This is a genomic window from Microbacterium ginsengisoli, assembly GCF_000956535.1.
Classification (GTDB): Bacteria; Actinomycetota; Actinomycetes; order Actinomycetales; family Microbacteriaceae; genus Microbacterium; species Microbacterium ginsengisoli.
Genome location: NZ_JYIY01000072.1, coordinates 44,088 through 59,323 on the forward strand (window position 1 = coordinate 44,088; position 15,236 = coordinate 59,323).

12 protein-coding genes are annotated in these 15,236 nt (G+C 70.4%); 7 read left to right on the forward strand and 5 right to left on the reverse strand.

The features are described 5' to 3' along the window. Positions 1 to 57 precede the first annotated feature (57 nt). Positions 58 to 465: a transferase gene (locus tag RR49_RS07225; protein WP_045247405.1), complete on the reverse strand. Its 408-nt coding sequence runs from the start codon at positions 463 to 465 to the stop codon at positions 58 to 60. Between the two features lie 275 nt (positions 466 to 740). Here RR49_RS07225 and gnd point away from each other — a divergent pair, with 275 nt between their 5' ends. Both gnd and RR49_RS07235 read left to right on the forward strand, forming a co-directional pair. After that, positions 741 to 1,811 (forward strand): phosphogluconate dehydrogenase (NAD(+)-dependent, decarboxylating), encoded by a 1,071-nt coding sequence (gene gnd / locus RR49_RS07230; RefSeq protein WP_245610966.1) that lies wholly within the window; start codon positions 741 to 743, stop codon positions 1,809 to 1,811. Continuing rightward, positions 1,808 to 2,497: a YitT family protein gene (locus RR49_RS07235; RefSeq protein WP_045247406.1), complete on the forward strand. Its 690-nt coding sequence runs from the start codon at positions 1,808 to 1,810 to the stop codon at positions 2,495 to 2,497. Before gnd ends, RR49_RS07235 begins: the two co-directional genes overlap by 4 nt. On the opposite strand, the gene RR49_RS07240 is transcribed toward RR49_RS07235, so the two are convergent. Then, a complete protein-coding gene (locus tag RR49_RS07240; protein ID WP_045247407.1) occupies positions 2,498 to 3,466 on the reverse strand; it encodes a ketose-bisphosphate aldolase in 969 nt (322 codons plus the stop codon). A 132-nt stretch (positions 3,467 to 3,598) separates the two neighbouring features. Between RR49_RS07240 and RR49_RS07245 the strand changes: the two genes are divergently transcribed. From RR49_RS07245 to RR49_RS07265, 5 genes are all read left to right on the forward strand, one after another. Next, positions 3,599 to 4,984: an FGGY family carbohydrate kinase gene (locus tag RR49_RS07245; protein ID WP_045247408.1), complete on the forward strand. Its 1,386-nt coding sequence runs from the start codon at positions 3,599 to 3,601 to the stop codon at positions 4,982 to 4,984. Positions 4,985 to 5,037: 53 nt separating this feature from the next. After that, positions 5,038 to 6,105, forward strand: coding sequence for a LacI family DNA-binding transcriptional regulator (locus RR49_RS07250; RefSeq protein WP_045247409.1), 1,068 nt, complete (start codon positions 5,038 to 5,040; stop codon positions 6,103 to 6,105). Between the two features lie 133 nt (positions 6,106 to 6,238). Next, positions 6,239 to 7,273, forward strand: a complete 1,035-nt coding sequence (locus RR49_RS07255) for a substrate-binding domain-containing protein (RefSeq protein ID WP_048809108.1) — start codon at positions 6,239 to 6,241, stop codon at positions 7,271 to 7,273. A gap of 26 nt (positions 7,274 to 7,299) precedes the next feature. Next, complete coding sequence (locus tag RR49_RS07260; RefSeq protein ID WP_045247410.1) at positions 7,300 to 8,295, forward strand: ABC transporter permease; 996 nt, start codon at positions 7,300 to 7,302, stop codon at positions 8,293 to 8,295. Next, positions 8,292 to 9,041: an ATP-binding cassette domain-containing protein gene (locus RR49_RS07265; protein ID WP_045247411.1), complete on the forward strand. Its 750-nt coding sequence runs from the start codon at positions 8,292 to 8,294 to the stop codon at positions 9,039 to 9,041. The genes RR49_RS07260 and RR49_RS07265 overlap by 4 nt, the downstream gene beginning before the upstream one ends. Positions 9,042 to 9,049: 8 nt before the next feature. Here RR49_RS07265 and RR49_RS07270 read toward each other — a convergent pair whose 3' ends face one another. The 3 genes from RR49_RS07270 to RR49_RS07280 all read right to left on the reverse strand — a co-directional run bounded on the left by RR49_RS07270 (position 9,050) and on the right by RR49_RS07280 (position 15,231). Beyond that, positions 9,050 to 9,694, reverse strand: a complete 645-nt coding sequence (locus RR49_RS07270) for a GntR family transcriptional regulator (protein ID WP_045247412.1) — start codon at positions 9,692 to 9,694, stop codon at positions 9,050 to 9,052. Between the two features lie 133 nt (positions 9,695 to 9,827). After that, a complete protein-coding gene (locus RR49_RS07275) occupies positions 9,828 to 10,607 on the reverse strand; it encodes a DNA-formamidopyrimidine glycosylase family protein (RefSeq protein WP_045247413.1) in 780 nt (259 codons plus the stop codon). Continuing rightward, positions 10,600 to 15,231, reverse strand: coding sequence for an ATP-dependent helicase (locus tag RR49_RS07280; protein ID WP_045247414.1), 4,632 nt, complete (start codon positions 15,229 to 15,231; stop codon positions 10,600 to 10,602). The genes RR49_RS07275 and RR49_RS07280 overlap by 8 nt, the downstream gene beginning before the upstream one ends. Between the last annotated feature and the right edge of the window lie 5 nt (positions 15,232 to 15,236).

A 15,236-nucleotide genomic window follows, 5' to 3' on the forward strand; every position in this document is an offset into this window, starting at 1 on the left:
AGCGGCGGCCGGTCAGAGAGCGGATACCGCGGCATCCGCCCACGCGTGAATGGCCGGTCAGGCCGCGAGACGCAGCCCGCGACGGTCGGTCGCGACGCGCTCGCCCGCGGCGATGGTCTGGTCGTCGCCGATGAGGGAGCCGCCGGCGACCAGCGCGTTCTCACCGACGTACGTGCGGATGCCGATCTTCGCGCCCGCGCCCACCCGGGCGCCCGCGCCGATGTGCGCGTGAGGGGCGATCTCGGCCTTCGGCCCGATGACGACGTCGTTCTCGATCCACACCCCGCGTCCGACGTGCGCGCCCGCGGCGATCTGCACACCCGGTTCGATGTAGGCGCCCGCCTCGACGACGGCGCTTGCGTGCACCTTGGCGCCGTTCGCGATCAGGCCGCGACCGTTGACGTGCTTGCGATAGCGCAGCGTCTCGCCCCGGTCGTCTTCGATATCGACGTAGTTCTTGCCCACGTTCCCCTCCTGCGGCGGCTCTCCCGCCGAACACTCGGTATCAACCCCGATGCACCCGCATGCATTCCCGTGCACTCCATTCGGAGCGGACGACGCAACGGATGCCTCGTGGGCCGGCTCCGTCGCCGTGTTCCCTCCGATCGTGCCACCGCCCGAACACACCGTCCCGGGGCTTGACAGAACGCGGAGAACCGGGGCTGCCGGGGCCCCCGTCGCGGGGCGGGAATAGACTTCCCGCGGGTCTCGAGCGACGGCGCCCGAGCGCCGCACATCGGATGAGCGCGAAGGGAACGACGATGCAGATCGCCATGGTGGGACTCGGACGGATGGGGGCGAACATCGTTCGTCGCCTGATGCGGGACGGACACGACTGCGTCGTCTACGACGTCAACCCAGACTCCGTCGCCGCCCTCGTCGCCGAAGGCGCGGTCGGGGCATCCGATCTCGCCGACCTGGTCTCGAAGCTCGAGGTGCCGCGCACGGTCTGGTTGATGATCCCGGCGGGTCTCACCGGCTCCCTCGTCGATCAGATCTCCCCCCACCTCGAGGCGGGGGACATCATCATCGACGGCGGCAACTCGAACTACCACGACGACGTCCGGCGGGCCGCAGCGCTCAAGGACAGCGGCATCCACTTCGTCGACATCGGCACGAGTGGCGGCGTCTTCGGGCTCGAACGCGGCTACTGCCTCATGGTCGGCGGACCCGACGAGGCGTTCGCGCACATCGAGCCGGTGCTGCGCACGATCGCGCCCGGCTCGGGCGACGTGGAGCGCACCCCTGGCCGCACCGGGGAGCTCGCCCCCGAGGAGCTCGGCTACCTGCACACCGGCCCCAGTGGCTCGGGACACTTCGTGAAGATGGTGCACAACGGCATCGAATACGGCATCATGGCCGCGCTCGCCGAGGGACTGAACATCCTCAAGAACGCCGACGCGGGAGTGCGCGAGGCCGAGCACTCCGCTGAGGTGGCGCCGCTCGAGGAGCCCGAGTTCTACCAGTTCACCATCGACACCCCGAAGGTCGCGGAGCTCTGGCGCCGCGGCTCGGTGATCTCGTCGTGGCTGCTCGATCTCACCGCCGCCGCCCTCGCCGAGAACCCCACCCTCGACGGGCTCGCCGGCCGTGTCTCCGACTCGGGTGAGGGCCGGTGGACCGTGAAGGCCGCGGTCGATGTGGGTGTGCCCGCGCCGGTGCTCGCCGCATCGCTGTTCGAGCGGTTCGCGTCCCGCGGGGAGGACCACTACGCCAACCAGGTGCTCTCTGCGATGCGCCTGCAGTTCGGCGGACACCACGAGCTTCCCGCCGGCGACGTGCTGGAGGCCGGAGGGCGAAAGGCCGAGTGAGCGCGGGGGACGCGGCATCCGCCCCGGACGGCGCATCGACGGGCGTCGAACCGGATCCGACGACGGCGCCCACGCTCGTCTTCGAGAAGAGCGCCACGAGGCATTCACTGCTCGAAGACGTGCTCGGTCTCGTGACGGGCACGTTCCTGGTGTCGTTCGGCCTCTACCTGCTGCAGACGGCCGGCGCAGTGACGGGCGGCACTGCCGGTCTCGCCCTGCTTCTCGGCTACGCGACGTCGTGGCCGTTCCCGCTGCTCTTCGCGGTCGTGAACCTGCCGTTCGCGGTGCTCGCGATCTGGAAGAAGGGCTGGGACTTCACGGTGCGCACGGCCGTCGCGATCGGTCTCGTCTCGGGGTTCGCCCTCGTGCACCACGCGTTCCTGCAGCTCGGCCACATCGATGCCGTCTACGGCACCCTCGGCGGCAACCTCATGGTCGGCGTCGGGGTGCTCATCATCTTCCGCCACCGCGCGAGCCTCGGCGGGATCAACATCATCGCGATCGTGCTGCAGGAGCGCACGGGCTTCCGTGCGGGTTGGACGCAGATGGTCTTCGACGTGCTCATCATCGCCGCCGGACTGCTTGTCGTGTCGTGGGACAAAGTGCTGCTGAGCGCCGCCGGCGCGGTGGTGCTGAACCTGGTGCTGGCCATGAACCACCGGCCGGGGCGCTACATCGGGCGCTGATCAGCGGTGGCGGTACGCCTGTCCGGCCTGCCCGAAGACGTGCATGCGCTCAGCGACGATCTTCTCCATCGCCTGCCGTGCGGCCCGCTGGAACGGGGCCGGGTCGACGGTCAGGCCGTCCTCGGCGAGGGAGCGTCGCGCCGCCGCGGCATAGGCCATGTGCGAGTCCATGCCCTGGTTGATCTTGCGAACCCCGAGCTTCGTCGATCGCGCCTTCTCGTCCTCGGGCACCCCCCACGACTCGGGCAGGCTCCCGCCGTACCGATTGATCTCGTCACGCAGGTCCGCCGGCAGCGACGACGATCCGTGCATCACCAACGCGGTCTCGGGGATGCGCGCCGCAATCGCCGAGATGAGGTCCATGTGCAGCACCGACCCGTCGGGCGGGCTGGTGAACTTGTACGCGCCGTGGGACGTGCCGATCGCGACGGCGAGTGCATCGACGTCGGTCAAGGCGACGAAGCGTTCCGCCTCGTCGGGGTCGGCGAGCACGATCTCCTTGACGGTCGCGCCGCCGTCCTCCGAGCCGCCGATCGTGCCGAGCTCACCCTCCACCGAGACTCCGCGGGCGTGCGCGTACTCGACGACCTTTCGGGTCAGTGCGGCGTTCTCCTCGAAGCTGGCGTGCGTGACGCGGTCGGGGAGAAGGCTGCCGTCGATCATGACGCTCGTGAAGCCGGCTTCGATCGCTCGCGCGCAGTCCTCGAAGGATGCCCCGTGGTCGAGGTGGAGAACGACCGGCACCTCGTCGTAGCGGTGGATGAGTGCGACCAGCGCCTCCCAGAACGCCCCCTCGTCACCGTGGGCGGAGGAACCCGCGATCGTCTGCAGGATCACGGGTGAATCGGTCTCCCGTGCGGCATCCAGCACGGCTTCCGCCTGGACGAGGTCGGTGACGTTGAAGGCGCCGACCCCATACGCGCCAGCTTTGGCGGCATCGAGGGCTTGACGCAGGGTGATGAGTGGCACGAGTGCTCCTTCGCTGAACGACGTTGTTCGCAGCCGGGGGTTGCGATTTTCTGACAACGGTAGACAGAGTAGGGGACCTCTGTTAGCTTGTCCATCGTTAGACAGAACCGGCGTCGAAGGAGACCTGGAATCATGCGCGACGAGTTGCTCCTGGGCATCGACCTGGGTACGTCCTCGATCAAGGCGAATGCCGTCGATCGACACGGACGCTCGCTCGGCATCGGTACCGCTCCGACGCCGTTCGTCGCGAACCGCAGCGGCGTGGAGATGACTCCGACTGCTCTGCTCGACGCCGTTCACGACGCCGTTGCCCACCTCGGTGAGCTGCGACACCGGGTCGCGGGAGTCGGAATCGCCAGCATGGGTGAGACGGGAACCACCATTCGCGCCGACGGCCCGACCGATCTTCCTCTCGTCGCTTGGCACGACCGGCGCGGGGCGTCGGTCGTGAAAATCCTGCTCTCCCGTTTCGGTGCGTCGGAGATCCTGCGGCGAACCGGACGAGAGGCGCGAGACGTCACGAGCATCGCGAAGCTCGGGTGGCTCCAGCAGGCAGGAGCCGTCGTCGAGGGCACGTGGACGGGCGTCGCCGGGGTCGTGCTCTGGCGACTCACGGGCGCCCTCGGGCAGGAGCAGTCGCTCGCTGCGACGAGCGGCGCATACGATCCGATATCCCATCGGTACGATCGCGAGATCCTCGCCGCCGTCGGACTCGACCACATCGCGTGGGCGCCGGCACGCCAAGCGGGCACCCTGCTCGGGCGCATCGGCGGGCCCGGGGCGGAGTGGAGCGGGTTGCCCGCGGGTATCCCGGTCACGATCGCCGGACACGACCACCCCGTCGGAGTGGTCGGCGCAGGCGGCGAGAAGAACGAGGTGATCGACTCGCTCGGAACCGGGGAGCCCCTGGTCGTGAGCTGGCAGGCAGTGAAGGGTGCACCGCATCCCGTGGCGCCCGCCCTTCCGGGCGATCTCACGCTCACGGCGTGGCCCGGCACATCGCGGCACATGCTGCTGTGGGAGACGCTGCGGCCGGGACTTGCGATGTCGTCCCTCCTCGAGCATGTCGGCGGCACGCGCAACGACATCGAGTTCGCGGCCATCCGCGTGCAGGCTGAGCCGCTCGCCGTCGAGGACCTGCTCTCGATGCAGGCGGGCGACGTGCCCGAGCACGTCCGGCAGGTCGCGCCGGAGGTCGCATGGGCGGCCACCCTCGAGGGGTACGCCGCCGCCGCCGCGCAGGCGGAGGTCGAGATGCGACGCATGGCCGGCGTCACGGGACGCACCCTACTCATCGGCGGGGGACTGCGTTCGCGGCGCTGGGTGGAGGCGAAGATGCACCGGGCGACGGGCAACCTCGCGATGGCATCCGAGCGTGAAGCAGTCTCACGCGGTGCAGCGCTCATTGCCGGCGTCGCCGCAGGCTGGTGGGATGCGGAAGAGTATCCGCCGGCGGATGTCGTCGACATGACCGGGACGACCTTCGTGCCGGGCGCCACGAGCGCCGCACGATCGTGAGAGGCGAGAGGACGAGCTATGACGCGTGGATCATCGCCTTCGTGGTGGCGCGAATGAGTGCCGAACGAGGAGCCTCCGGGCTCCGACCGCCGGCGCGGCTCGTCGACATCGCCGAGCATGCAGGGGTCTCCGTCAAGACGGTCTCCCGCGTCCTGAACGGCGAGCAGTACGTCACCGAGGCGACGCGTCGCCGGGTCATGGACTCGGTGGATGCGCTCAGCTACGTGGGCGACGCGGCCGCTGCCGGACTGCGCACCCGCCGCTCGGGCACGGTGGGTCTGATCATCCCCGACGTGCGCAACGGCTATTTCAGCCTGCTGACGCGCGCGATCGAGGAGAGATTGACATCGGCGAGTCCGACCCTGCTCCTCGGCGACTCCGACGAGGAGCAGGCGCAGGAGGAACGATACCTGCGCACATTCCGTCAGCAGCGAGTCGACAGCCTGATCGTCCTTCCGGCCGGAGCGCCCAGCCTCCCCGATGCCGTGCACGAGATTCCGACGGTGATCGTCGATCGTACGGTGCCCGCCGTCGAGGGCCTCGCCGATCATGTGCTCGCGGACGACCACCGCGCCGCCGATCGGTTGGTCGAGCACCTCGTCCGGCATCACGGGATGCGCGATGTCGTTCTCGTCGCCGGGCGCCGATCCGTCTCGTCCGTCGCCGAACGCGAGCGCGGATACCAGTCGGCGATGCGACGTGCCGGCCTTGTCGAACGGGTGTCCGGTGAGCACGTGACCCCCGACGATGCCGCCGCGGGAGCGATCCGCATATTCCGCGATCTCACGCCCCCGTTCGGGGTGTTCACGACCAACAACCGCATGTTCTGGGGCGTCATCGCCGCGATCTCTCGGCTGGGTCTCCAGATCCCTCGCGATGTGCTGGTCACCACGATCGATTCGATCGGCGAGGCGACCTATACCGGCCTCAAGCCCACGCAAGGGGTGGTCCCCGCTCATGAAGTGGCCGCGCGCACGATGGAGCTGCTCGCCGACCGCTCGGCAGATCCGGCGCGTGCCCCCCGCACGCTCACGGTCGACATCGATATCGAGTTCGGAACCACCTGCGGCTGCGTGCCGCTCACGGCTTCGCCGCTCCTCGCCGGTTCCTCGCCGGGATGAGCCCACGGCCCTGACGCGGGGCCAGGCAGAAGAACGGCTGGCTGCAGCGGTGTATGGGAACCCCAGCTGCAACCAGCCATCGCGTCACCGCGTGACAGGCGGACCAATCCCCACCCTCAAAGGAGAGAAAGAGATGTCCCTTTTCGTACGCAAGCGCAGCGCCGGCCTCGTCGTTGTCGCGACGGCTTCGATTCTAGTGACGGCCCTCGCAGGCTGTTCGTCGTCATCGACTCCGTCATCGACCGGTTCTTCCGGATCCATCAAGATCGCTCTCGTGCTGAAGCCGCTCGACAACACCTACTTCGGTGCGATGGCGCAGGGAGCCCAGGCTGAGGCGACCAAGGACGGCGTCTCGCTGACAGTCGTCGCCGCCGACAACGTCACCGACGACTCGGGTCAGGCGGCGAAGCTGAACGCCCTCGCCACCGAAGGCTACGACTGCTACATCGTCAACCCCACAAGCCAGACCAACCTGCTGACCGGACTCGCTCCGATCTCGGCTGCCGGCACGCCGATCGTCAACCTGGACCTGCCGATCGACACGAGCGCCGCGAAGTCCGCAGGCGTGAACATCACGACCTACGTCGGCACCAACAACGAGACTGCCGGTCAGGCCGGAGGAAAGGCGATGATGAACCTCCTCTCGAAGGGTGACGGCGTCGCGCTCATCGGCGGGCTCGTCGGCGATCCGGGCAGCAACGCCCGCCTCAAGGGGTTCACCGACGCGGTCAACGGCACTCTGACGATCACGCAGACCGTCGCCGCCGATTTCGACAAGGCGAAGGCGAAGAGCGCGGCCGCCACGATCCTGCTCGCCAACCCGAACATCAAGGGCTTCTTCACCCCCTCGGGCGACATGGCCCTCGGCATCCAGCAAGCCGTCGAAGAAGCGGGCAAGAAGGGCCAGGTCGCGGTGATCGGAATCGACGGCACCCAGGACCAGCTCAAGGACATCGTGGCCGGCGGCGAGCCTGCGGCGATCGAGCAGTTCCCGTACCTGATGGGCGCCCAGTCCGTGCAGGCCTGCATTGCGGCTCACAGCGGCAAGACCATCCCGACCAGCGTCGAGACGCCCGTGCTCACCGTGACGAAGGACAACGCCCAGGCCGCACTCGACGCCTTCCCGGCGCCGCCGTCGGACTTCGTGGTCCCGAACCCCTTCCAGTAATCCGCAACGATCGGGGATCTTCACCCATGTCCACCCAGACCAGTCCCGTCGACACGACGAATCCGATCACAGCCAGCACGCGCACCCTTCGCCGTCGCCTCGCGAACGAGGACCTGTGGACCCGCGCAACCGCTCCTGTGGCACTCGTCGTGCTCACGGTCACGTTCACCATCGTCAACCCGAAGTTCCTCACCTGGCCGAGCCTGACGAGCATGCTCGCCGACTCCACGATCCCGATCGTGCTGGCTCTGGGAGCGACGTTCGCGGTGACGCTCGCCGGCATCGATCTGTCGCTCGCGTCGACGGTCGCCCTGGGCAGCGTCACGATGGGGCTCGCCTATCAGGCCGGACTGCCGCTATGGCTGTGCTGCCTGGTCGCGATGGCAACGGGACTGTCGGTCGGTGCGCTCAACGGCGTCATCATCGGCTGGGTGAGGATCCCCGACTTCATCGTCACCCTGGGGAGCATGAGCCTCGTGATGGGGCTCAGCCTGATCTTCTCGCAGGGCAAGCCCGTGCAGATCCCCGAACGCGCTCTCACCTTCGTCAGCATCACGTCGGTGGGTGGCATCCGGTTCAATTTCCTCATCGCGCTCGCGATCGGTGTCCTCCTGCACATCGTGCTGTTCCACACTCGGTTCGGCACTCACCTCCTCGCAGTCGGCGACAACCCCGACGCCGCCCGCGCCATGGGACTCAAGGTCGCCCGCGTCAAGCTCGCCGGGTATGTCATCTGCGGTCTGATGGGCGGGGTGGGGGCCGTGCTCCTGACCTCGTACATCGGGTCGAGCCAGCCGGCGACCAATACCGACTACCTGCTCAAGGCGATCGCGGCCGTCGTGCTCGGCGGGGTGAGCCTCTTCGGAGGTCGAGCCACGATCATCGGGCCCATCCTGGGCGCCATCCTCCTGACATTCCTGCAGTCCGGCCTCACGCTCGTCGGCGTAAGCGCCTTCTACTCGCCCCTGGTCATCGGCATCGTCGTGATCGCCGCCGCCATGCTCATGAGAGGTCGAAAGTGAACGACATCAAGGTCGAACTCCGCGACATCCGCAAGACGTTCGGCAGCGTCGAGGCGCTGAAGGGCGCCTCCCTCACAGCTCGTCGCGGCGAGGTCACGGCCATCGTCGGTGACAACGGTGCCGGCAAGTCGACGCTGGTCAAATGCCTGACGGGGCTCATCACGCCCGACAGCGGAACGATCACCATCGATGGGAAGGACGTGCGCTTCTCCTCGCCCAAGCATGCGCGGGCGGCGGGCATCGAGACGGTGTACCAGGATCTCGCGCTGAGCGATCAGCTCAGCATCTGGCAGAACCTCTACATGGACCGCGAGCTCACCGCCGGCATCGGTCCGCTGCGTTTCCTCCGCCGCGGCGAGATGAAGCGCGAGGCGCATCGTCTCGTCGCCGACCTCGCCGTCAACGTGCCGTCGGTGACGAGGGCGGTCAAACGCCTCTCCGGTGGGCAGCGGCAGGCGGTCGCGATCGCACGGGGTGTGATGTGGGCCCGCGGCCTCATCATCCTCGACGAGCCCACGGCGGCGCTCGGGCTGCGGGAGACCGCTCAAGTCGAGGGGCTGATCCGCCGCGTCGTCGATGCCGGTGAGACGGTGCTCGTGGTCTCGCACAACTTCGAGCAGGTAAAGCGCCTCTCGTCCCAGGTGTGGGTCATGCGAGCGGGCAACGTCGTGCAGGGGGTGCGTACCGAGGACGTCTCCGGTGAGGAGCTCGTCGGCCTCGTGACCGGCGCGATCACCGCCGTCTGACGTGTCGGCTACGACGTCGCGAGGATGTGGAGCACGTCGCCGCGGATTCGGCTGAGGTGCTCCTGCATCGCGGCCTCGGCCAGAGCCGAATCGCCCGTCATGATGCCGCGCAGGATCTCGTCGTGATCGTGGGCGATGTCGATCGGGCTGTGGAGGCGGTCGGTCGTGGTGTGGCGACGGTTGATCAGCAGGTCGCGCAGGTCGTCGACGATGCTCGCGAGTCGCGCATTGCCGGTGGCGCTGAGGATCGCGGAGTGGAACTGGGCGTCGTAGCGCTCGAGGTCGGCGGAGCGGCCGGCGGCGGCGACCTCGAGCATGCGGTCGTAGGCGTGCTGGATGCGCTGCTTGGCCTTCGCGTCGGCCTGGGCGGCGAGGCCCGCGGCCGGCACCTCGAGCCACGAGCGGATCTGGAAGATGCGCTCGAGATCGGCCGGGTCATGCTCGATGACGATGAAGCCGCGGTTCTTCTGGATCTCCACGAGCCCGAGGTTCGCGAGCTGCAGCACTGCCTCGCGCACGGGCGTACGGGAGACGCCGAGCTGGTCGGCGATCGAGCCGACCGAGTGCAGCACGCCGCCCGGCATCGTGCCGTCCTTGATGGCGGCGCGGATCGAGGTGACGACCTGCGATGTGAGTGTTTCCTGTGTGCGCACCTTTGCGAGCGACGGAGACCTCTTCTGGTTCTGGGGTGCTGCTCTGGGAAGGGCGGCTGCGTGGGGGTGGATGTGTGGGGATGGCTCTGTGGGGTGCGGCGCGCGGCCGTGCGGGCCGCGGCATCATGCCGCGTCAGAGGGCCGGCTGGCAGCGCGGGCACCAGAAGACGTTGCGCTGCGCGGTGGGGTCGGCGCCGAGCGTGGTCTCGGCGATCGTCGTCCCGCACCGCCGGCAGGGCTGGCGGGCGCGGCGGTAGACCCATGTGCGCTGCCCCGGCTTGTCGATGCCGGTGAACGTGCGACGGGCGCGGTCGCGGTTGCCCCGGATGAGGCGCGCCCCCGCCTGCGCGAGAGCGAGCGTGTCCACCGCGCTCGCCGGGGTGTGCGGGTCGATGCCGCGCAGGAAAAGCAGCTCGTTGACGTATTCGTTGCCGAGACCGGCGAGGTTGCGCTGATCGAGCAGGGCGACGTGCGCGGGCCGCTCGTCGGCGCTGAGGCGTCGGGCGGCTTCCGCGGCGTCCCAGTCGGGTCCGAGCGTGTCGGGGCCGAGGTAGCCGACGAGCTCGTCCTCGTGGTCCGTGGGCACGACGTCGATCATGGCGAGGTCGAACCCGACCGCGAGGGCGCGGGCGGTGCCGACGATCGCCCGGGCCTTGAAGGCCGGCGCGCGCCACGCTTCACCGGGACGGTAGAGGTGCCACTGGCCCTCCATCTTGAGGTGCGAGTGCACCGACATGTCGCCGATGCGCTGCAGCAGGTGCTTTCCGCGGGGGATCACGCCGTGCACGCTCTCGCCGGTGAGATCGACGGTCGCGACCTGCGGCACGCGTAGCTCGAACCGGGTGACGACGTCGCCCGCGAGCGCCTCGTGCAGCCGGCGCGCAGTCTGGAAGACGGTGTCGCCCTCAGGCACGTGCGCCCTCGAGCTGGCGCCGCAGCGTGAGCCCGCGCGTCGCCTCGACGAATCCCGCCTCCCGCAGCGCGCGACCGGCGGGCGTGCCGAACACGAACACGCCGTTGACCTGTTCGACGGTCAGAGTGTCGAGGCGCCCGCCGCGCGCCGTCGCGACGAAGGCACGGGATGCCGCGGCGAGCACAGCCTCGTCGTCGGTGAACGCGAGCGCGGTCTTGCCGCCGCGCTCGAGGTAGAGCGCCAGTGCACCGTCGACGAGCACGACGACCGCGCCCGCCTTGCGGCCGGGGCGGTGCGTGATGCCGTCGAGCCCGGGCCAGGCGAGGGCGGCGCCGTAGGGGTTGGCGGGGTCGGTGGCCGCGAGAGCGACCGCCTCGAGCGGCGGCGGATCGGCGAGCGCGGCGTACTCGCGCAGCCGGTCGATCGTCGACGAGGCGGCGAACTGCGCCGCGCCGAGCTTCTCGATCACGTAGCCGCGGCGGCAGTGCCCGGCCTCCTCGAACCCGGCGAGCACGCGGTAGGCCTGCGCGAAGCCACCGGGAAGTCCCTCGTTCTGCACCGAGCCTCGGGTGACGACGCCGTACCTGTCGAGCAGCAGCGAGGCGGCCGCGGTGGCGCGAACGGTCGGGTCGGTCTCGGGCTCCGGCAGCAGCGACCAGCGTCCGCCGATCGCCGCGGGGCGCGGCGGCGCCGCCGGCCGGGCGATCGGCGTGCCGCGGTACATCCGTGCCCGCGGGGCGCGCCGCGCGACGCGGTGGGCCTGGGAGCCGCCGGCGAGCAGCGCCCGCACCGGCGCGAACGTGTCGTTCGTGATGCGTCCGGCCCAGGCGAGCGCCCACAGTGCCTCGATGACCGACTGCTCGTTCTCGGCGCCCGTCGCCTGCCGCAGCTGTGCCGCGAAGTACGCTCCGCCGCCCGCGAGCGCCTCGAGCACAGCCCGCTCGAGCTCGCCGGGTGTCGCGTCGTCGTCGGGTGCGGCGAGGGTGACGGATGCCGCATCCGCCGGATGCAGCGCGATCCAGCCGTCTCTGCCGGGCAGGGTGCCGTGCCCGGACCACAGCACCTCTCCCGACGCGGTGAGCTCGTCGAGAAGCGCCGGTGTGTAGTCGCGCACGCGCGACGGGAGGATGAGCGACTCCCAGGCGCTCGCCGGGATCGGCACCCCCGCGAGCTGCTCGACGACCTGCAGCACGCCGTCGACGCCCTCGAGGGGACGTGTGACGTGCTGCCAGACCGGCAGGAAGCGTGCGAACGCCTCGGGCGGCACCGGTTCGACGCTGCCCCGGATCGCGGCGAGCGAGCGCATCCGCAGTCGACGCAGCACCTCGCTGTCGCACCACTCCAGGTCGTCGGTCGACCCGGATGCCCCGGGCAGGAAGTATCCGCTCGTGACCCGTCCGACGGCGTCGAGGCGCTGCAGGGCGTGGCGGGCGACGGCGGCGCCGAGGCCCAGCCGCTCGGCGACCGCGGCGACGGTGAACGGACCGTGCGTGCGTGCGTGGCGGGCGACGAGGTCGGCGAGCGGGTCGGTGACCGGTTCGAGGAACGCCGTCGGGATGCCCACCGGCAGCGCCGCGCCGAGCGCGTCGCGCAGGCGCCCGGCGTCTTCGATCGCGGCGAAGCGGGGGTGTCCGGCGATGGTCACCGCGATCGCGCGGCGCGCGTCGACGAGGTCGTGCGCGAGCGCGCTGGCGCGGGCCGGGGTGGCCGCGGCATCCTCGTCGTCATCGGCCTGCAGACGCAGGGCGATCTCGTCGGCGTCGAGAGGGCCGAGCAGGCGCAGCAGGTCGGCGACCCCCTCGAGCCCGCGCACCCGCCGCCCGGGGTCGAGGCGCTGGGCCTCCCGCGCGAACTGCGCGATCACCGCGGGGTCGAGCAGCTCCCGCAGCTCGACCTTGCCGAGCAGCTCGCTCAGCAGCGCCGGGTCGACCGAGAGCGCGGCGGCGCGGCGCTCCGCCAGCGGCGAGTCGCCCTCGTACATGAACGCGCCGACGTAGCCGAAGAGCAGGTCGCGGGCGAAGGGCGACGGCTGCGTCGTGGTGGTCTCGACGAGTCGGATGCGCCGGTCGGCGATGCTGCGGGCGATGCGGGTGAGGGCGGGCAAGTCGTAGACGTCCTGCAGCACCTCGCGGAGGGTCTCGAGGATGATCGGGAACGTCGGATGCCGGCGGGCCACCTCGAGCAGCTGCGCCGAGCGCTGCCGCTGCTGCCACAGGGGGCTCCGCCGGTTCGGGTTGGTACGCGGCATCAGCAGGGCGCGCGCGGCGCATTCGCGGAAGCGAGAGGCGAAGAGAGCCGAGCCGCCGACCTCGTCGGTGACGATCTGCTCCAGCTCGTCGGCGTCGAAGACGAACAGCTCGGCGCCGGGTGGCTCGCTCGTCGCGTCGGGGATGCGCGCGATGATGCCGTCGTCGCTCGCGACCGCCGAGCCCTCGACGCCGAGGCGCTCCCGGATGCGCGCGTTGACCGCGAGCGCCCACGGCGCGTGCACCTGCATGCCGTAGGGGGAGTGCAGGATGATGCGCCAGTCGCCGACCTCGTCGTGACCGCGCTCGACGGTGAGCTGCCGGTCGGTGGGCACCGAGCCGGTAGCCTCCTTCTGCTCGTCGAGGTAGGCCAGCAGGTTGTCGATCGCGTTCTCGTCGAGCCCCGCCTCGACGAGGCGGGGCACGGCCTTCTCGCGACCGGCGGCCGACACCTCGCGGGAGAAGCGGCCGAGGGCCTCGCCGAGCTCGGCGGGGCGCCCGATGCCGTCGCCGTGCCAGAACGGCACCTTGCCGGGCTGCCCGAACGCGGGCACGACGTTCACGCGGTCATGGGTGATCTCGACGATGCGCCAGCTGGTGGTGCCGAGGGTGAAGACGTCGTTCACCCTCGACTCGTAGACCATCTCCTCGTCGAGCTCGCCCACTCGCGCGTTCTGCGTCTCGCCGGCGACGAACACGCCGAACAGGCCGCGGTCGGGGATCGTGCCGCCGCTCGTCACGGCGATGCGCTGCGCGCCGGGTCGCCCCGTGAGGGTGCCGGCGTCGCGGTCCCACACGACGCGGGGTCGCAGCTCCGCAAACTCGTCTGACGGATAGCGCCCGGCGAGCAGGTCGAGGGTGGCCTCGTAGGCCGAGCGTGGGAGCGACCGGAACGGGGCGCTGCGCCGCACGGTCTCGAACCAGGCCTCGACGTCGATCGCCCCGCGGGCGGCGGCGGCCACCGTCTGCTGGGCGAGGATGTCGAGCGGGTTCTGCGGGATGCGCACCTCTTCGATCTGTCCGTGCAGCATGCGCTCGGTGACGACCGCCGTGTGCAGCACGTCGCCGCGGTGCTTCGGGAAGAGGGCGGCCGTCGACACCTCGCCCACCTGGTGGCCGGCGCGGCCCACGCGCTGCAGACCCGACGCCGCCGACGGCGGCGCCTCGACCTGGATCACGAGGTCGACAGCGCCCATGTCGATGCCGAGCTCGAGGCTCGAGGTCGCGACCACGCATCGCAGCGCGCCCGACTTCAGCTCGTCTTCGACCTGCGCGCGCTGCTCCTTCGAGACCGAGCCGTGGTGCGCTTTCGCGAGCACGGGGTCGGCCCCGGCGGTCGCGCCGGCCTGCGCCATCACGGCGGCCGGCGGCGCGGAGGCGGTCGGCAGGTCGAGCCCCAGGCGCTCCGCGTAGATCTCGTTCAGCCGCCCGGTGAGTCGTTCGGCGAGGCGTCGCGAGTTGGCGAAGACGATCGTCGACCGGCGCTCGAGCACCCGGTCGACGATCGCCTCCTCGACGTGCGGCCACACCGATCCGGTGATCTCGGTGTTCGACGTGCCCTCGGCGAACCAGTCGTCGGATGCCGCCTCCTCACGCCCGCCCGCAGCGGGCGGTTCACCCGGGGGCGGTGGGGGATGCAGCATGTCGTCGACGGGCACGACGACGGACAGGTCGAAGGTCTTCGAGGCGCGGGGCGCGACGATGTCGACCGGTGCGGCACCGCCGAGGAAGCCGGCGACCGCGTCGATCGGGCGCACCGTGGCCGACAGGCCGATGCGCTGGGCGGGACGGTCGAGCAGGTCGTCGAGCCGTTCCAGGCTCACGGCCAGGTGCGCCCCGCGCTTCGTGGCCGCGACCGCGTGCACCTCGTCGACGATGACCGTGTGCACCCCTCGCAGGGTGTCGCCCGCCTGCGACGTGAGCATCAGGTAGAGCGACTCGGGGGTCGTGATGAGGATGTCGGGCGGCGCCTGCACGAGTCTGCGCCGGTCGCCCGAGGTCGTGTCGCCCGACCGCACGCCCACGGTCACCGCGGGCACATCGAGCCCGAGGCGTCGTGCCGACTGGCCGATGCCGACGAGCGGTGAGCGCAGGTTGCGTTCGACGTCGACGCCGAGTGCCTTCAGGGGTGAGATGTAGAGGATGCGGGTGGTGGGGGCATCCGCCACCGGGGTCGCCGACTTCTCGCGGAAGACGCGGTCGATCGCCCAGAGGAACGCGGACAGCGTCTTGCCGGAGCCGGTCGGGGCGACCACCAGTGCGTGCCGGCCGCCCGAGATCGCCTCCCACGCGCCGATCTGCGCCGTGGTCGGAGCCGCGAAGGCGCCGCGGAACCAGTCCTGCGTCGCAGGCGAGAACCGGTCGAGCACGTCGCTCATCCCTC